This is a genomic window from Saccharothrix sp. NBAS 001, from assembly GCF_056640475.1.
On sequence record NZ_CM153251.1, the window covers coordinates 7,853,130 to 7,869,294 of the forward strand.

Sequence of the window (16,165 nt, forward strand, 5' to 3'; positions counted from 1 at the left end):
CACATGTCGCCCAGGCGGGTCCATCGGTGACCGAGGACCCCGTCGCGCACCTCTGGCGGGGAACCGTCGCGCTACGCATCGTGACGTTCCTGTTCGCCCTGGGCAACGCGATCGTGCACCACAGCACCTACGCCCGACCGTGGCTCGCCTGGACGGTGATCGGGGCGATGGCGGCCTGGTCGGTGTTCACGATCCAGGCGTACAGCCGGGAGTGCGGCCGGCGGCCGTGGGTGGTGTCCGCGGACCTGGCCGTCGTGTGCGGGTTGATGTCCCTGTCGTCGTTGATCATGACCGACACCCAGTTCCTCTACAACGTCCCGCTCATCACGACCATCTGGGCGTGCGTCCCGGCGGTGGCCGCGGGCGCGCTCGGCGGGCAGGTCGCGGGTGCGATGGCGGGCCTGGTGGTCGGCCTGAGCACCTACCTGAACCGGGGCGCGCTCACCGTCGACCTGGTGCGCGACGTGGTGCTGCTGGCGGGCGCGGGCCTGGTCGTCGGCATGGCGTCGAGCACCGCCCGGCGGGCGTCCGTGCGGCTGTCGCAGGCGTTGCGGACCGAGGCGGCGACGGCCGAGCGCGAGCGCCTCGCCCGGTCCATCCACGACGGCGTGCTCCAGGTCCTCGCCCGGGTCCGCAAGCGCGGCCTGGAGCTGGGCGGTGAGGCCGCCGAGCTGGCCGAACTCGCGGGCGAGCAGGAGGTGGCGCTGCGCTCGCTGGTGGCCGCCGCGCCGACCGAGTCGACAGTGGACGGTGACGCGGACCTGCGGCCCGCGCTGCAACTGCTGGCCACGCCGCGCGTGCAGGTGTCCACTCCGGCCACCCAGGTGATGCTGCCCGCCGGGACGGCGTTCGAGCTGACCGCGGTGGTCCGCGAGGCGCTGTCCAATGTGGACAAGCACGCCGCCGGCGCGAAGGCGTGGGTGCTGCTGGAGGATCTGGGCGAGGAGGTCGTGCTCAGCGTGCGCGACGACGGCCCCGGCATCCCGGACGGGCGGTTGGCGTCGGCCGAGGCGGAGGGCCGCATGGGCATCGCCCAGTCGATCCGGGGCCGGGTCGAGGCGCTGCGTGGCACGCTGGAGTTGCAGACCGGCCCGGGGGAGGGCACGGAGTGGGAGGTGCGGGTCTACCGATGAGCGTGTCCGTGATGGTGGTCGACGACCACCCGCTGTGGCGTGACGGTGTCGCGCGGGACCTGGCCGAACGCGGGTTCGAGGTGGTCGCGACCGCGGGCGACGCGGCGTCGGCGGTGCGCATCGCGCGCGCCGTGCGGCCCGACGTGGTGTTGATGGACCTCAACCTGGGCGAGCAGTCCGGGGTCGAGGCGACCACGATGATCACCGGTTCGCTGACCGACACCAGGGTGCTGGTGCTGTCCGCGAGCGGCGAGCACGACGACGTGCTGGAGGCCGTGAAGGCCGGCGCGTCCGGGTACCTGGTGAAGTCGGCGTCGGCCGACGAGCTGGTCGAGGCGGTGAACCGGACGGCCGCCGGCGACGCCGTGTTCACGGCGGGCCTGGCCGGCCTGGTGCTCGGCGAGTACCGGCGGATGGCGGCCACGCCCGACGAGGACAAACCGCAGCTCACCGACCGGGAGACCGAGGTGCTCAGGCTGGTGGCGAAGGGCCTGACCGCCCGCCAGATCGCGAACCGGCTGGTCATCTCGCACCGCACCGTGGAGAACCACGTGCAGTCCACCCTGCGGAAGCTGCAACTGCACAACCGTGTCGAGCTGGCGCGCTACGCCATCGAGCACGGACTCGACGTCGAACCGGAGGGGACATGACGGATCCGAGGCAGTGGCGGGTGTCCGACGCCGAGCGCGAGCACGTGGTGGAGCTGTTGCAGAAGGCCGTCGGGCGCGGGCTGATCACGCTGGACGAGTTCACCGAGCGGTCCGACAAGGCGCTGGCCGCGCGGACCCGCGAAGACCTCAACGTGGTGCTGCTCGACCTGACCGGGCTGGTGAACACCGAGCAGCAGCAGTTCGCGGCGGTGCAGGCGTCGACCTGGGGCGCGACGGCCGCCTTCCCGGCGGACAAGCAGGTGGAGCTGAAGTCGACGTTCTCCACCGTGCGCCGCAAGGGGTCGTGGGTGGTGCCGCGCACGATGGTGGTCCGCAACCGGCTGGGCTCGACGGACCTGGACTTCCGCGAGGCGACCATCGCGCACGCCGTGGTGGACATCGAGCTGGACGTGATGGCCGGTTCGGTGAAGCTGGTGCTGCCGCAGGGCGCGTCGGTGGACGCGGACGGCGTGCAACTGTCGGCGGGCTCGCTGAAGGACAAGGTCGGCGGGACCGGCGGCCGACCGCACTTCGTGCTGCGCGGCAACGTGACCGGCGGTTCGCTGGAGATCAAGACGAAGGGCAAGTGGTTCGGGCAGGTGTGACGCGCCGGCGACGGGAACAGAGTCGCCCGGAGCGGCGCCCGCCTGCTTCGATCGCGGGATGTGGACTGGGGAGAAGGTCCGGCTGCGGGCGATCGAGCCGGAGGACTGGGCGGCGTTCCGGCGGTTCGACGCGCACGTGTCGGACATGCGGGACGTAGACGCGGTGTACCCGCCCCGATCCGCTGCGGGGTACCGGGCGTGGGCCGGGGCGCAGGCGCTGCGCGAGGACCAGGACGTCTTCCAACTGGCGATCGAGGCCGGTGGGGAGGTGGTCGGCGCGCTGTCCACGTCGGCGGTGGACGTGCGGGCCGGGCGGTTCTCGTACGGGATCGGGATCGGCCGGGAGCACCAGCGGCGCGGGTACGCGGCGGAGGCCGTGGTGCTGCTGCTGACGTACATGTTCGGCGAGCGACGGCTGCACAAGTGCGCGGTGTCGGTACACGCGTTCAACACGGCGTCGGTCGCGTTGCACGAAAAGCTCGGGTTCCGGCACGAGGGCCTGCTGCGCGACCACGAGTTCTTCGCGGGACGGCACCACGACGTGGTCCTGATGGGCCTGACCGCGCCGGAGTTCGCGACAGCCCACCCGTTCCCGGCCGTGCGTTGAACGCACCGGTTCACCGGGTGCGGGACGCCGCGTGTTCCCGCATCGCGTCCAGCGCCTCCTGACCGGCGCTGATCATCTTGACCAGGGCTCCGGTGCTGAAGGTCAGTTCGACCTGTCCACCGGGGAAGGTGAACTTGGCCCAGTCCGCGCCGGTCTGGTGGGCGATGCGCACGTCGTCGTCGAAGTCGGCGGCGGTCCAGAGTTCGGGCTTCGAGATGTCGATCATGGAAACACTCCCGGGAAATTGAGTAAGTTACTCGTTTGATTACCTCTGTTTGGTGGATGCTAGCGAGTAAATTGGCGAATCACGGGTAACCAAACGGGTGAAAGTGCTGCTGCGAGTCCGGGCGCGTCGAGGCGGCAGGATGTAGCGGATCCGCCGACACGTGAGGACCACGGCATGACGTCACCGGCAGCGACGACCTACCGCGTCGTGCTCGGCATCTTCCTGCGCAGCCTCCGGGAGCGCGCCGGCGTGACCCCGACCGAGATCGCGCAGCGGTTCGGCTGGTACGGCGTCGGCAAGGTCAGCAAGCTCGAAGCCGGAACCGTGCGGCTGACCGAGGAGGAGCTGACCGGACTCCTGGAGGCGTACGGCGTCACCGAGCCCGAAGCCGCCAAGCTGCACGAGTTCGGCGCGATCGCCCGCATCCGCACCGGCGGCGGACGCACCCCCGCCTGGGGCGACACGTACAAGGTCCTCGAAGCCCACGCTTCGGAGATCAAGATGTTCTACGAGACGATGTTGCCGGGCACGGTCCAGACCGAGGACTACGCGCGGGCGCTGCTCTCGATGTCGCTCACCACGCCGCCCTCCGAGGTGGCCAACGCGGCACGCGAGCGTGCGGCGCGCCAAGCCCTTCTCACGTCCGACAACCCGCCAGACTTCTGGCTCGTCATCGCGGAACCCGCGCTGCTGCGCCCGATCGGCGGTGCCGAGGTGTTCCGAGCCCAGTTGGAACGGTTGCGCGAACTGGTCGACCTGCCGCACGTGACGTTGCAAGTGCTGCCGTTGGAACAGGGCGAGCACCACGCCGTCGGCACGCCGTTCACGTTGCTGCGCTTGAACATCCCGGCGCTGTCAATCGCGTACCTCGAAGGTCTGACCGACGCCAACTACCTGGACCACCCCAAGGAGACCGACGTCTACGCGTTGGCGTTCGACCGACTCCGGGTGACGGCCCTGGACGACCGGACATCGGCGAAGATGTTGGATTGTCGGATCAGCGAACTCAAGTAGCGAAAGGGGCACCCATGCCGGCCCCGGACTTCCCCACCGCACGCTGGCGCAAGGCCGGCTACACCGAAGGCAACGACAACTGCGTCGAAGTGGCGCACGTGACCGGCGTCGTGGCCTTGCGGGACTCGAAAAACCGCACCGGCCCCACGCTGACATTCCCACCGGCGAGCTTCACCGAGCTGCTCAACGGACTCAAAACCGGACGGATCTGACGTCACGTGGGCGGGACGCACGTCCCGCCCACGTGTCACACCTGGTAGTACACCGTCGAACCGAGGTAACGAAGGGGGCACCTACATGCCGGCCCCGGACTTCCCCACCACACGCTGGCGCAAGGCCGGCTACACCGAAGGCAACAACAACTGCGTGGAGGTCACCCGCACGCCTGACGTCGTCGGCCTGCGGGACTCGAAGAACCGCACCGGCCCCACGCTGACATTCCCACCGGCGAGCTTCACCGGACTCCTCAACGGACTCAAAACCGGACGGATCTGACGTCACGTGGGCGGGACGCACGTCCCGCCCACCCGTCACGCCCGGTCGTACACCGTCACCGCGACGCCCGGCCCGACCAACTCCTCCACGATCATCGGCTCCACCACGGCCCACTTCCCGCCGGACAGCCCGCACCCGATGCGCGGCATGTGCACGCTCGCCCCCAACTCCACGGCCCGCCCCGCCAGCAGCCGCAACGCGCTGCGGATCGCGTCGTAGCGCACCGGGACCCCGACGCTCCGCGAGGTCTTGGTCCCGTGCTGCCCGACCATGTTGGCCACCCATACGTCCGCCGCGACCTGGACGAGTTGCAGCGCGCCCAGCCCGAAGTCGTTCGAGGCCCGTTCCCGGTGCCATCTCCGGTACGCGGCCTCCGGTCCGGGCCACCGCTTCGAGATCGCCACCACGAACCCCTTGCCCCACCCACCTCGGTCGTTGCACACGTGGGCGATGATCTTGACGCCCTTGGCCTGCGGGGAGGTGGCATCACCGTCGAGGTACCGGATCATGCCGACGACGGTAACCACGACCACCGACAAAACCGGTCCCGCTCGGGCGCGCCGGCCGGCGCGCTGTTCTGCGCGATGACGCCCGCGCACCCAGGATCGGGGGATGCGTTGCCTTGTCACAGGAGCGACCGGGTACCTCGGCGGGCGGCTGGTGCCGCGCCTGCTCGCCGAGGGCCACGAAGTCCGCTGTCTGGTGCGGGATCCCGGGAAGCTCCGGGACGTCCCGTGGGTCGGCGACGTCGAGGTGGTCCGGGGCGACGTGCTGGACGCGTCGACGCTGCCGGCCGCGTTCGACGGCGTCGACGTCGTGCACTACCTCGTCCACTCGCTGAACAACTCCGATTTCGCCGACGCCGACCGCAAGGCCGCCGAGAACACCGCGCGCGCCGCCGAACAGGCCCGGGTCAAGCGGATCGTCTACCTGGGCGGACTGCACCCGCCGGGGGCCGACCTCTCGCCGCACCTGGCCTCGCGCAAGGAGGTCGGGGACATCTTCCTGGCCTCCGACGTGCCCGCGGTGGTGTTCCAGGCGGCCGTCATCATCGGGTCCGGGTCGGCCAGCTTCGAGATGCTGCGCTACCTGTCCGAACGCCTGCCGGTGATGGTCGCCCCGCGCTGGGTGCACAACCGGATCCAGCCGATCGCGGTCCGCGACGTGCTGCGCTACCTGGTCGAATCGGTCGGCCTGCCGGACGGGATCAACCGCACGTTCGACATCGGCGGCCCGGACGTGCTGACCTACGAGGACATGATGGTGCGGTACGCGCGGGTCGCCCGCCTGCTGCCGCGCAAGGTCGTCGGGGTGCCGTTCCTGACGCCGAGACTGTCATCCCACTGGGTGAACCTGGTGACGCCGGTCCCGCGCTCGATCGCCGCACCGCTGATCGAGTCGCTGGTGCACGAGGTGGTGTGCCGCGAGCACGACGTGCTGCGCCTGCTGCCCGGCCCGACCACCGGCTACGACCAGGCCGTGGAACTCGCGCTGGCCAAGATCATGGACGCCGACGTGGAGACCCGGTGGTCCAACGCGTCCCTGCCCGGCGCGCCCTCCGACCCGCTGCCCTCCGACCCGGACTGGTCGGGCGGCTCGTCCTACGCGGACGTCCGCGAGCAGCGCACGAAGGCCCCTCCGGACCGGCTCTGGGCCGTGGTCGAGGGCATCGGCGGCGAGCACGGCTGGTACTCGTTCCCGCTGGCCTGGGCGGTGCGCGGGTGGCTGGACCGGCTCGTCGGCGGGGTCGGGCTGCGGCGCGGCCGGCGGGACCCGCGGCGCCTGCACGTGGGCGAGGCGCTGGACTGGTGGCGGGTCGAGGAGATCGAGCGGGGGCACCTGCTGCGGCTGCGCGCGGAGATGCTGGTGCCGGGTCTGGCGTGGCTGGAACTCCAGGTGGCCGACGACGGCGAGGGCGGGTCCACCTACCGCCAGCGCGCCGTCTTCGTGCCGCGCGGGCTGGCCGGGCACCTCTACTGGTGGGCCGTCTGGCCGTTCCACGGTCTGGTGTTCGGCGGCATGGTCCGCAACATCACCAGTGAAGCGGAGCTTACAAGCGAGTTCAGAAAGTCCTGATGGACTGCACAAGCGGGACGGAGGCACACTGCCGGCATGAAGGCACTGGTCAAGGCGGCCGCCGGGCCGGGACTGTCCCTCGTGGACGTCCCCGACCCCACCCCCGGGCCCACCGACGTGGTGGTCCGGGTCCTGCGCACCGGTATCTGCGGCACCGACCTGCACATCGACTCGTGGGACGAGTGGGCGGCGCACAACATCAAGACGCCCCTCGTGCTGGGGCACGAGTTCGTCGGCGAGGTGGTCGAGACCGGGCCTTCGGTGACCGGTGTCAAGGTCGGTGACCTGGTCAGCGGCGAGGGCCACCTGGTCTGCGGCACGTGCCGCAACTGCAAGGCCGGCCGCCGCCACCTGTGCGCGCACACCAGGGGGCTCGGCGTGCACAGCGACGGTGCGTTCGCCGAGTACGTCGTCCTGCCCGAGCAGAACGCGTGGGTCCACCGCACGCCCGTCGACCTCGACGTGGCCGCGATCTTCGACCCGTTCGGCAACGCCGTGCACACCGCGCTGTCCTTCCCGGTGATCGGCGAGGACGTGCTGATCACCGGCGCGGGCCCGATCGGCATCATGGCCGCCGCCGTCGCCAAGCACGCGGGCGCGCGCAACGTCGTGATCACCGACGTCAGCGAGCACCGGCTGGACATCGCCCGCAAGGTCGGCGTGGACCTCGCGCTCAACGTCGCCGAGCACGCCATCGCGGACGCGCAGCTCGAACTGGGCATGTCCGAGGGCTTCGACGTCGGCATGGAGATGTCCGGCAAGCCCGTGGCCCTCCAGGACATGATCGGCAACATGGCGCACGGCGGCCGGATCGCGATCCTGGGCCTGCCCGCCGAGGAGTTCGCCGTCGACTGGAGCAGCGTCGTGCTGAAGATGCTGCACATCAAGGGGATCTACGGCCGCGAGATGTTCGAGACCTGGTACTCGATGTCCGTGCTGCTCCAGCGCGGCCTCGACCTGACCCCGGTGATCACGCACCGGTTCGACCACACCGCGCACGAAGAGGCGTTCGCCACCGCGCGCGAGGGCAAGTGCGGCAAGGTCATCCTCGACTGGACAGGAGCACACTGAATGTACGGCGCGATGCGCGACGACCTGCGTACCGGCCTGGACGAGATCCGCTCGGCGGGTCTCTACAAGGCGGAACGGGTGATCGGCACCCCGCAGAGCGCGGCCGTCCGGGTCGGCGCGGGCGACGAGGTGCTGAACTTCTGCGCCAACAACTACCTGGGCCTGGCCGACCACCCGACGCTGGTCGCGGCGGCCAAGGAGGGGTTGGACCGCTGGGGCTTCGGCATGGCGTCGGTGCGCTTCATCTGCGGCACCCAGGAGCCGCACAAGGAGCTGGAGCGCCGCCTCTCGGAGTTCCTCGGCACCGAGGACACCATCCTGTACAGCTCGTGCTTCGACGCCAACGGCGGGCTGTTCGAGACGCTGACCGGCGCGCAGGACGCGATCATCTCCGACGAGCTGAACCACGCGTCGATCATCGACGGCGTGCGGCTGTCCAAGGCCCGCCGCTTCCGCTACAAGAACCGCGACCTGGACGACCTGGAGCGGCAGCTCAAGGACGCCGCCGACGCCCGGTACCGGCTGATCGCCACCGACGGCGTGTTCTCCATGGACGGCTACCTGGCCCCGCTGGACGAGATCTGCGACCTGGCCGACCGCTACGACGCGCTCGTCGTGGTCGACGACTCGCACGCGGTCGGCTTCACCGGGCCGACCGGGCGCGGCACGCCCGAGCTGTTCGGCGTGCAGGACCGGGTGGACGTCGTCACCGGCACGCTCGGCAAGGCGCTGGGCGGGGCCAGCGGCGGCTACACCTCCGGGCGTGCGGAGATCGTGGAGATGCTGCGCCAGCGGTCGCGGCCGTACCTGTTCTCGAACTCGCTCGCGCCGTCGATCACCGCCGCCGCGATCGCCACCCTGGACCTGCTCGGGTCCTCCAGCGAGCTGCTCACCCGGTTGCGGGAGAACACGAAGCTGTTCCGGGAGCGGATGACCGCCGAGGGCTTCGACCTGCTGCCCGGCGAGCACCCGATCATCCCGGTGATGATCGGCGACGCGGCCGAGGCGTCCCGGATGGCGGATCTGCTGCTTGAGCAGGGGATCTACGTCATCGGGTTCTCCTACCCGGTGGTGCCGCACGGCAAGGCGCGGATCCGCACCCAGATGTCGGCGGCCCACTCGACCGACGACGTGAACCGGGCGGTGGACGCGTTCGTCGCCGCACGCGCGATCATGCGCGAGGCGGGCTGACCCGTCGGAGCGAACCGGCGGGCGGGCCGAGCGGGAACCGGCGACGACCGGACAATGGGCGGGTGATCGATCCTCGACGGCTGCGCGTGCTGCGGGCACTGGCCGATCACGGCACGGTGACCGCCGCCGCGCAGGCGCTGCACCTGACCCCTTCGGCCGTGTCACAGCAACTGGCCGCGCTGGAGTCCGAGGTCGGGCAGGAACTGCTGCGCCGACGCGGCCGGCGGGTGTCGCTGACCTCGGCCGGTGAACTCCTGGTCCGCCACGCGAACGCGGTGGCGGCCGAGCTGGAACGCGCCCAGGCGACGTTGGCCGGGCTCGCGTCGGGCACCTCGGGCTTGGTCGACGTGGCCAGCTTCGCCTCGGCGATCACACTGGTGGTCGCGCCCGCGCTCGCCGCGCTGCGGGCGTCCGCGCCGGACGTGGTCGTGCGGGTGCGGGACGTGGAGGGCGACGCGTCGGTGCCGCTGCTGCTCGACGGCGAGATCGACCTGGCGATCACCGAGGAGTACCGGCCCCGGCGCGACGACGGCCGGCTGACCAGGTTCCCGCTCTACACCGAGCCGTTCGACGTGGTGCTGCCGCCCGGCCACCCGCTGGCCGACGGGCGGCCGGTGGACCTGCGGCGGCTGGCCGAGGACGACTGGGTGGCCACGCCGCCGCGCAACCCGGTGCGCGACGTGGTGGAGCTGGCCTGCGGCGACGCCGGGTTCGCGCCGAGGATCACCGGGACGTCCAACGACTTCAGCGCGATCGGCGCGCTGGTCGCGGCGGGCGCGGGGGTGGCGCTGGTGCCCCGGCACGCGCTGCGGGGCGTGCCGGTGGTGGGCGCGGCCCCGCTGCGCCGGGTGTTCGCGGCGGTCCGCAAAGGTGCCGAGGACCACCCGCTGATCAGGTCGGTGTGCGAAGCCCTGGTCGCCGCAGCCGGCCCCTCCCCGACCTGATCGAGTGACGTCCGCTCCCGCCGACAACACCACACATCACCCGCCGGCATGACACCCCTGGCATCCCGCGACCCCCTTCGTCCATCGTGGAAGTCGTCAACCCGACGACAACAGGAGGCAGGCGAAGATGAGGGAGAACCAGAGGCGGGGCTGCTCAGTGCGGTGCGCGGGCGGCGAGCTTGGCGGTGGCCGGGTCCGCCGCGGACAGCGCGCCCCGGGCCGCGAGCTGGCACAGGTCGAAGCTGGTGCCGGCCAGTTTCGCGCCGACCCCGGCCAGCGCGGTGTGGTTCATCGACAGGCTGGTCACCCCCAGCCCGATCAGCACGCAGGCGAGCAACGGGTCCGCCGCCGCCTCGCCGCACACGCCGACCGGCTTGCCCAGTTCCGTGCCCGCCTCGCCGACCAGCTTGATCAGCCGGAGCAGCGCGGGCTGCCACGGGTCGTTCAGCGCGGCCACCGCGCCCACCTGCCGGTCGGCCGCGAAGACGTACTGGGCCAGGTCGTTCGTGCCCAGCGACACGAAGTCCACGACGGCCAGGATCTCCCGGGCGGCCAGCGCCGCCGCCGGGATCTCGATCATCACCCCGACCCGTTCGATGCCCGCCTTGCGGGCCCGCTCCACGAACCAGGAGGCCTCGGCCGCGGTCGCGACCATCGGGGCCATCACGGAGACGTCCGCACCGCTGTCGCCGGCGGCCAGCGCGATCGCCTCCAACTGCCGGTCCAGCACGTCGGGCCGGTCGAAGGCGACCCGCAGCCCGCGCACGCCCAGCGCCGGGTTCGGCTCGGGGTCGGGCTCCAGGAACGCCAAGGGCTTGTCCGCGCCCGCGTCCAGCGTGCGCACCACGACGGGCTTGCCGGCGAACGGCGCGAGCACCGCCGCGTACGCCTTGCGCTGCTCCTCCACCGTCGGCTCGGCGGTCGAGGAGAGGAAGCAGAACTCGGTGCGGAACAGGCCGACGCCCTCCGCGCCACCGGCCGCGGCGGCCTCGGCGTCACCCGGCGAACCGACGTTGCCCAGGACCTTGACCCGCAGGCCGTCGCGCAGCACGCCGACGCCGTTCCACTCGGCCTTCTCGCCGGTGTTCGCGGCGAGGACCGTGCCGTCGGACTCCTCGACGGTCCCGGTGTCGCCGTCGACGGCGAGCGCGGCGGCGTCCAGCGCGAGCACGCCCCGGCAGGCCACCACGGCGGGGATGCCGAGCGAGCGGGCCAGGATCGCGGTGTGCGAGGTGGGGCCGCCCTCCTCGGTGACCAGGGCGAGCACCTTGGCGGGGTCGAGGCCGGCGGTGTCGGCGGGCGCGAGGTCGCGGGCCACCAGGACGCTCGGCGAAGACAGTTCGGGCACCCCGGGCGCGGCCACGCCGAGCAGTTCGGCGACCAGCCGGTCGCGGACGTCCTGCACATCGCGGGCGCGCTCGGCCATGTAGCCGCCGGCGGCCTCCAGCGCGGTGATGAACCCGGCTGCGGCCTGGTGCACGGCGCGCGCGGCGGGCAGCGACTTCTCGGCCACCAGCTTCTCGGCCTGGGAGAGCAGCGCCGGGTCGGCCGCCATCGCGGCGGTCGTCTCCAGCACGGCCTTGGCGTCACCGCTCACCTGGGCGGCACGGGTGAAGAGGCGTTCGGAGACCAGGTCGGCCGCCGGCCGGATGCGCGCCGCCTCGGCGGCCAAGTCGTCGGGAGCCGGTGTGGACGGAGGCTCACCCAGCGCCTCGGCCACTCGCACCACGGGCCCGGAAGCCCGACCGGAACTGACACCGACACCGCTCAGCCGCGCGCTCGACATGGTCTAGACCATACCCTTCGGGTCGACGGGACGTGAACAGCCAACGCCACTTCCGCCCACTCCGCTACCGCAGGAAACCCACCCGTAACCCGCCTCCGGCAGCCACCCCACAACCCAAACCCACCACACCCACCACACCCACCACACCCACCGGCACCCACCACACCCGCCACCCGCCACCCGCACAGCCACAGCCACCACGCCCACGACTGAACGGCCACCCACCGAAGACGACCTCAGCCGCAGCCCGTCTCCGCCACCCCAGCCACCCGCCCACAGCCACTCTCCACCACCCCAACCACCCGCCGCCCCAGTCGCCCACCACCCAGTCGCCCACCCACAGCCAGTCGCCCACCCACAGCCAGCCGCCCCAGTCGCCCGCCGATGCGAGACGCCAGACACGGAGTTCAGGCGGACTGGTGGTCGCCTGCCAGACCAGCCGGGGCCGACGCGGGCCACTCCGCCCAGCGGGGCCGAAGGCGGCCACACCCGGACGACCACGGATGTCAGTGAGTTCTGACCGCACTATGCGATCACCGGCATGATCACTGTCGGTGAGTTGCGCCCGCACTTGTCGATCAGCATCGTGATCAGCTCGGTGGCGACTATCCGGACAGGGCCAACTCGCTGATCGCCCTGGGGCGGATCGCCCACTGCCGCAACCCCTTCGAACGGGCCCACTTTCCTGACCGTCGGGGTGAACGTTTCCGTCGCACCATGCCCGCCGCGTTCCGCAGAGGTAGATCTGGTCGCGGAAGATGTAATCCCCAAGGAAGGAAATCGATGCCCTGGCGACAACCGGCGGACACAGAGCGTTATTCGTATCCGGTTCCCGGCGTCACCAGCCGAGTCGGTAGAATTCCAGTGCGGACACGATGCGGATGACGTTGGGCAGTTTGCCGAGGTGGCCCCGCCAACCAATGGCGACGATGCGCCATTGTTCGAGGTCGGCGATGGCGTGTTCACGGCGGACCGGATGGCCGCGATTCTCCTGTTGCTTTCCCGTTCGCCGGGGGACAGGTCCCAGTCTTTGGGTTCTTGGCCGGGGTGATGACGGTGGTGCCGAGATAGGCGAGGTCGCCGAGAAGTGTCGCGGCTGCGAGGTCGTGTTCCCAGCCGACTTCGCGCAGCGCTGTCCGGTCGTGGGTTCGTCCTTCGCAGGGTTCGGACACGGCGAGGAGGGTGCCGTTGGTGTCGGCCAGGATCTGGACGGTGAGGCCGGCTTTGTGCCTCTTGCCGCTGTATTTGTGCTCGTGGCCTGCGCGGTTGCCGGTCGGGATGAGGGTGCCGTCGATGAGCACGAGGCGTCCGCAGGTGGCGTCGGACAGTACAGGCCGGCGCAGGAACAGGACTTTTCCGATGAGCGGCGCGATGCGTCGGAATGTGCGTGACACGGTCGGCTGCGAGATTCCGAAAAGGTCGGCGAGTACGGCCTGGGTGGTGTTGTGGCGCAACATGACGAGGGTGAGGCGTACCGCGTCGGACAGCGACAGGACGGGTCGTCGTCCGAGGTGCGGCCGGACGGTGGCTATGCGGCTGATGCGCCGGACACGTTCGTGTGTCTGTTCCGGCTCTAACCCCGTGGTGGTGCTGTAGGTCATTGCCCCCCTGTTCCCATCCTATTCCGCCGGATCGGCGCCCCCAGGATGTGGACGTCGAGGTGCGCCAGCGTGCCACGATTCCCGTGGAGGTCAATCCGAATATCGCTCACACTGCTCGGAATCATGGCAGCAATCATGCTCGCGGCGACACCCGACGTCACCAGTGCCGACGAGCCTGCCGCCCGCATCCAGGGGTAGTTGATCGTCATCGAGTTCCGGCGACCGAGCCGAAGGCCCGGCCGTGATCCCGGACCGCCGCAGCGAGCCTGCCGGCTACCCCGTCCAGGTGCCACCCCGTCCAGGTGCCACCCCGTCCAGTTGCCACCGCGCCGAGGTGAGATTTCGTCCAGGCCGGGTCCCGATCCACCCTGCGGTGTTCAGGAAAGTGAAGCCGACGACCGGGACGACGCCCTCCGGCAGCGAGGCTCCAACCACCACCGTTCCGGCTCGGCCTCGATGCCGACCTGCCGGGGGTGGTCGCCAACCGTCCGCCGAGGTGCGGTGCCACCTCCTGGGGGAGGCTTCAGGGAGCGAACCCGACGATCGGGATCGGGTTCTTCCACGACGCCGCGCCGGCCAGCACCACGCCGCCCGCTGCTGCGACCAGCCGCGCGTCGATTCCGCTGCCCGCGCCGAAGCTCCCCAGCGGGATCGCGGACGCCGGGCCGCCGGCCAGGTCCTGGGTGACGACGGTCAGGCCCGACTCACGCCCGAAGCAGATCCGCAGGTAGGTGTGTGCGGTCGTGGTCTCCGCGCGGGTGATCGGGCAGCTCCCGATGTCCAGCGCGGTGGTCGCGCCCGTGTCCGGGTCGACCGCCCGCAGGTCCAGCACCTCGGCCTTGTCCTGGTCCCTGATCAACGGCCTCGGCCCGGCGGTCACGACGACCTTCGACGCGGGTCCCTCCAGCCGGACCAGCTTGCCGGTCGCGGTGTCCACGAGGCCGTTGGTGATCGCGTCGGCGGGCAGCTTCTGCCCGCTCATCTCCACCACGAGCACCGAACCGTCCGCGTTCGCCTCGGCCTCCACCCGGCGCGTCACGGCGAGGCGTTCCGCGACCAGCGGCACCTCGTGCCGCCACCGCTCCTCGCCGCCGTTCTCGTCCAGGCCCACGACGGCCAGCCGGTCGCCGCAGTCCAGTGCCAGCGACACCCGTTCCCGGCCGACTCCGGCGATGTTCGCCTGCGGCGCGCCGCACTCCTCGACCCCGGTCCACTGCCAGCGCACCTCGCCGGTCGCCAGGTCGTGGGCGGTGATCGCGGAGTTGTCGTCCACGACGTACACGTTCGCGCCGGCCTTCAGCCCACCCGGCCCCAGCCGGTCCACCACCCGCTCGAAGCGCACCGCACCGGTCACCGCGTCGAAAACCACCAGCAGCCGGTTCGCCGGACGTTGGCCACGTTTGTAGAGCGCCAGCACCGTCCGCCGGTCCGCCGACGCGACCAGCCCGCCGACCCGCGCGCCGGGCCGCTCGTAACGCCACAGCTCGGTGCCGTCCGCGCCGTTCAGGCCCACGACCACGCCGTTCTCCAGCCCGGCCGCGACCCCTCGGCCCGCCGCGACCAGTTCGGTCACCGGCGCGCCCGGCTGCCACTCCCACCGCCGGCCACCGGGCCGTTCGGCCACCTCCGCCACCGGCCCGGCCGCACCGACCACGGACGCCGCCGCAGCGGCGTCGGCCGCTCCGGGCGCGATCAGGGCCACCCCCGCCACCACGACCCCCGCGACGACTCCGACCAACTGCTTCCGCCACGGCGCACCAGAGCCCGACCCCACCGCGCCGACCGCCACCGCCAACGCCCCCACGGCCAGAACCGGCAGGTCACGCGCGGGCAGACCGTTGCGCACGTCCACCACGACCGCCACCACCACGGCGACGAACGCCACTGCGGCCGCGACCGCCGCCAAGACCCGCCACCCGCGCAGCGCGCCGATCGCCGCCCCGACCACCACCGCCACCGGCACGATCAACGGATAGTCGATCGCCTCCGGCCGGCCGTAGTCCAGCGGTAAGAACAGCGCGACGACCGCACATCCCGCCCCTACGACCACCAGGTAGCGCAGCACACACCTGCGACGCGGCGCCCACCACCGCCGTTCCGGCTCAGCCCGCGATGAGGGCGAGCACCTCCGAGGTCGGCCGCACGTCGCCGAACGACCGGTAGACCGTGTGCAGGGTGGCGTTGTGGTCCTGGTCGCGGCGGGCCGCGTTGGCGTCGGCGACCATCACCACCCGCAGCCCCAACGTGCTCGCGTCGCGCGCCGACGACTCGCAGCACACGTTGGTCACCGTGCCGGTGATCAGCACCGTGTCCACGCCCCGCGCCCGCAACCGCTCCGGCAGCGCGCACCGGCCGGGGAAGAACGCGCACGGCGCGGTCTTCTCCACGATCAGGTCCTCGGCCCGCACCGGCAGTTCGGGCGACAGCCGGTCGGCGAGCGGACCCGTGCCGCCGGACGCGGCGAACACGGCGGCGACCGCCGGCCCGTAGAAGCCCACCGCCCACTCGGACGGCCCGACCGCCGCCGGCAGCACCCACGCCACGACGCCGCCCGCGCCGCGCAACGCCTCGGCGAGCCGGGCGATGTTGGGCACGACGCCCCGGCAGTAGGCGTTGGCCTCCACGAAGAACGGCACCATGTCGACCACCACCAGCGCCGTGCGCTGCGGGGTCAGCTCGCGGTACGCGTGCCGGCGGCCGCGCCGCTCCTCCTGGCGGGCGTACTCACGTGGCTCGATCCGCCAGTCGTGCAGCACGACCCCACCC

17 protein-coding genes are annotated in these 16,165 nt (G+C 71.5%); 11 read left to right on the top strand and 6 right to left on the bottom strand.

Going from position 1 to position 16,165, the window contains the following annotated elements:
- Positions 1–26 precede the first annotated feature (26 nt).
- The 4 genes from macS to AC0HI0_RS34465 are packed head-to-tail and all read left to right on the top strand — an operon-like array spanning position 27 to position 2,995.
- Positions 27–1,133: a MacS family sensor histidine kinase gene (gene macS, locus AC0HI0_RS34450; protein ID WP_480927653.1), complete on the top strand. Its 1,107-nt coding sequence runs from the start codon at positions 27–29 to the stop codon at positions 1,131–1,133.
- The gene (locus AC0HI0_RS34455) at positions 1,130–1,783 is read left to right on the top strand and encodes a response regulator (RefSeq protein WP_480927654.1); all 654 of its coding nucleotides are present in this window, start codon (positions 1,130–1,132) and stop codon (positions 1,781–1,783) included. Before macS ends, AC0HI0_RS34455 begins: the two co-directional genes overlap by 4 nt.
- Entirely contained in the window at positions 1,780–2,388 is a 609-nt protein-coding gene (locus tag AC0HI0_RS34460) for a DUF1707 SHOCT-like domain-containing protein (RefSeq protein ID WP_480927655.1), read from the top strand. The genes AC0HI0_RS34455 and AC0HI0_RS34460 overlap by 4 nt, the downstream gene beginning before the upstream one ends.
- 58 nt (positions 2,389–2,446) lie before the next feature.
- Positions 2,447–2,995 carry a GNAT family N-acetyltransferase gene (locus tag AC0HI0_RS34465; protein ID WP_480927656.1) on the top strand — a complete coding sequence of 183 codons (549 nt, stop codon included), beginning with the start codon at positions 2,447–2,449 and terminating at the stop codon, positions 2,993–2,995.
- Positions 2,996–3,005: 10 nt separating this feature from the next.
- Here AC0HI0_RS34465 and AC0HI0_RS34470 read toward each other — a convergent pair whose 3' ends face one another.
- Positions 3,006–3,221, bottom strand: coding sequence for a hypothetical protein (locus AC0HI0_RS34470; RefSeq protein ID WP_480927657.1), 216 nt, complete (start codon positions 3,219–3,221; stop codon positions 3,006–3,008).
- Positions 3,222–3,395: 174 nt separating this feature from the next.
- On the opposite strand from AC0HI0_RS34470, the gene AC0HI0_RS34475 reads away from it, so the two are divergent.
- From AC0HI0_RS34475 to AC0HI0_RS34485, 3 genes are all read left to right on the top strand, one after another.
- Entirely contained in the window at positions 3,396–4,235 is an 840-nt protein-coding gene (locus tag AC0HI0_RS34475; RefSeq protein WP_480927658.1) for a helix-turn-helix domain-containing protein, read from the top strand.
- Between the two features lie 14 nt (positions 4,236–4,249).
- Positions 4,250–4,447 carry a DUF397 domain-containing protein gene (locus AC0HI0_RS34480; protein WP_480927659.1) on the top strand — a complete coding sequence of 66 codons (198 nt, stop codon included), beginning with the start codon at positions 4,250–4,252 and terminating at the stop codon, positions 4,445–4,447.
- Between the two features lie 85 nt (positions 4,448–4,532).
- Positions 4,533–4,730, top strand: coding sequence for a DUF397 domain-containing protein (locus tag AC0HI0_RS34485; protein ID WP_480927660.1), 198 nt, complete (start codon positions 4,533–4,535; stop codon positions 4,728–4,730).
- 35 nt (positions 4,731–4,765) lie between these two features.
- Here the strand turns inward: AC0HI0_RS34485 and AC0HI0_RS34490 are convergent, their stop codons facing one another.
- Entirely contained in the window at positions 4,766–5,239 is a 474-nt protein-coding gene (locus AC0HI0_RS34490) for a macro domain-containing protein (protein ID WP_480927661.1), read from the bottom strand.
- Positions 5,240–5,342: 103 nt separating this feature from the next.
- Here AC0HI0_RS34490 and AC0HI0_RS34495 point away from each other — a divergent pair, with 103 nt between their 5' ends.
- From AC0HI0_RS34495 to AC0HI0_RS34510, 4 genes are all read left to right on the top strand, one after another.
- Positions 5,343–6,806: an SDR family oxidoreductase gene (locus tag AC0HI0_RS34495; protein WP_480927662.1), complete on the top strand. Its 1,464-nt coding sequence runs from the start codon at positions 5,343–5,345 to the stop codon at positions 6,804–6,806.
- A gap of 36 nt (positions 6,807–6,842) precedes the next feature.
- Positions 6,843–7,877 carry an L-threonine 3-dehydrogenase gene (tdh, locus tag AC0HI0_RS34500; RefSeq protein ID WP_480927663.1) on the top strand — a complete coding sequence of 345 codons (1,035 nt, stop codon included), beginning with the start codon at positions 6,843–6,845 and terminating at the stop codon, positions 7,875–7,877.
- On the top strand, positions 7,878–9,068 hold the full coding sequence (locus tag AC0HI0_RS34505) for a glycine C-acetyltransferase (RefSeq protein ID WP_480927664.1): 1,191 nt from the start codon (positions 7,878–7,880) through the stop codon (positions 9,066–9,068).
- A 62-nt stretch (positions 9,069–9,130) separates the two neighbouring features.
- On the top strand, positions 9,131–10,012 hold the full coding sequence (locus AC0HI0_RS34510; protein WP_480927665.1) for a LysR family transcriptional regulator: 882 nt from the start codon (positions 9,131–9,133) through the stop codon (positions 10,010–10,012).
- 154 nt (positions 10,013–10,166) lie between these two features.
- On the opposite strand, the gene ptsP is transcribed toward AC0HI0_RS34510, so the two are convergent.
- The 4 genes from ptsP to AC0HI0_RS34530 form a co-directional block, all read right to left on the bottom strand.
- Positions 10,167–11,798, bottom strand: a complete 1,632-nt coding sequence (ptsP, locus tag AC0HI0_RS34515) for a phosphoenolpyruvate--protein phosphotransferase (protein WP_480927666.1) — start codon at positions 11,796–11,798, stop codon at positions 10,167–10,169.
- Positions 11,799–12,760: 962 nt separating this feature from the next.
- Entirely contained in the window at positions 12,761–13,399 is a 639-nt protein-coding gene (locus AC0HI0_RS34520) for a transposase family protein (protein ID WP_480927667.1), read from the bottom strand.
- 523 nt (positions 13,400–13,922) lie between these two features.
- Positions 13,923–15,464 carry an outer membrane protein assembly factor BamB family protein gene (locus AC0HI0_RS34525; protein WP_480927668.1) on the bottom strand — a complete coding sequence of 514 codons (1,542 nt, stop codon included), beginning with the start codon at positions 15,462–15,464 and terminating at the stop codon, positions 13,923–13,925.
- A 37-nt stretch (positions 15,465–15,501) separates the two neighbouring features.
- Positions 15,502–16,155 (bottom strand): isochorismatase family protein, encoded by a 654-nt coding sequence (locus tag AC0HI0_RS34530; protein WP_480927669.1) that lies wholly within the window; start codon positions 16,153–16,155, stop codon positions 15,502–15,504.
- Between the last annotated feature and the right edge of the window lie 10 nt (positions 16,156–16,165).